At 63.7% G+C, this 1,197-nt stretch carries 1 protein-coding gene; it reads right to left on the bottom strand.

The features are described from left to right. Positions 1–107 precede the first annotated feature (107 nt). Entirely contained in the window at positions 108–1,040 is a 933-nt protein-coding gene (gene miaA / locus A2I95_RS40130; protein WP_291737908.1) for a tRNA (adenosine(37)-N6)-dimethylallyltransferase MiaA, read from the bottom strand. Positions 1,041–1,197: the final 157 nt, after the last annotated feature.

Raw genomic sequence — 1,197 nt, 5'->3', positions numbered from 1 at the left:
GTCCAGAAGCGGTTCACCAGCCTTCAGGACCAGGCCAGGCTGACCACGCTGTTCGAAGCCATCAGCCGCGAGCAGAACGCGCAGGAGCCGCTCTGGCACCGTTCTGTTCAGGCCCATTGCGAACTGGCCGCCATTGCGTTGCACAGGCAGCCGGAACCTGCAGGCTTGGCAGTCCGGCACACCGCGGCGCAGCGCCTGTGCCAGGCCTTCATGCGGGCACGGAACCAGCTGCGCTGACGCTTGGCGAACCGGCGGGTTGCGATGGCCGCGCGTTCTTCTGCCTCTTCCAGTGTGGTCAGGCCCAGGGAATAGGCCATCAGTTCCGGAACGCCGATCGCCTTGCAGGAGGGCAAGGCGGGGTCATAGCGGCCCTGCATCGCTTCGATCTCATCCATGGCACCCTGATCCAGCATCAAGCCAAAGCGTTTGCGGATGCGGGTCTCCAGCCAGGATTTGTCCGAATTCAGCACCAGTGCCGTGCAGCCGGACAGCGGCAGCACCGGAGCGGGGGTCGCGTCCTGCCAGTTGGCCAGCGGGCGGCCGGTGGCCTTCAGTACTTCCCAGGCGCGCTGCACCCGGGCCCGGTTCTGCAGGTCGATGCGGGACGCGGTCTTGGAGTCCAGTTCGGCCAGCAATGCTTCAAGGGGAAGGCTGTCGCCTTTGGCCCGCACTGCCGTCGGCGTGGCCGGAATGTCTACCATGCCTTCGGTCAGGGCGGTGAAGTAAAGCCCGGTGCCGCCGGTGATGATCACCCGCTCGGGCCCTTTCAGCAGTTCCATCACCTCGCGCAGCCAATGGCCGGCGGAATAGTCTGCGTCATAGGGTATGTGCCCGTACAGCGCGTGCGGTGCATCGGCCTCTTCTTCAGCCGAAGGGCGGGCGGTGATCACCCGCCAGCAATCGTAAACCTGGCTGGCATCGGCATTGACGATGATGCCGCCCTGGCGCGCAGCGATTTCCAGCGCCAGCGCGGATTTTCCCGAAGCAGTTGGGCCTGCGATCAGCACAGGCAATTCCGGGTTGATGTCAGGCAGGTTCATGCAGGTGTGATCCGTCTCTAGGTCCAGTTGCGCAAAACTGTGCGGAAAGCGCGCGGCGCGGATTGAAACCGGCAGCGATTTGCTTCATTTTGCGCGCAAACTAACCCTCACATCTTCTGGAGCGCAACATGCCTCAACCGCAAGAAAAGCCGGAACT

It is taken from the genome of Leisingera sp. F5, assembly GCF_001593695.1.
Note: the sequence above shows the minus strand (reverse complement) of the source record. Positions and strands in the feature narration are given on the sequence as shown.

Bases quoted from the DNA above. Each gene is read 5' to 3' on its own strand.
- miaA (WP_291737908.1), bottom strand. From the start codon at position 1,040: ATGAACCTGCCTGACATCAACCCGGAATTGCCTGTGCTGATCGCAGGC.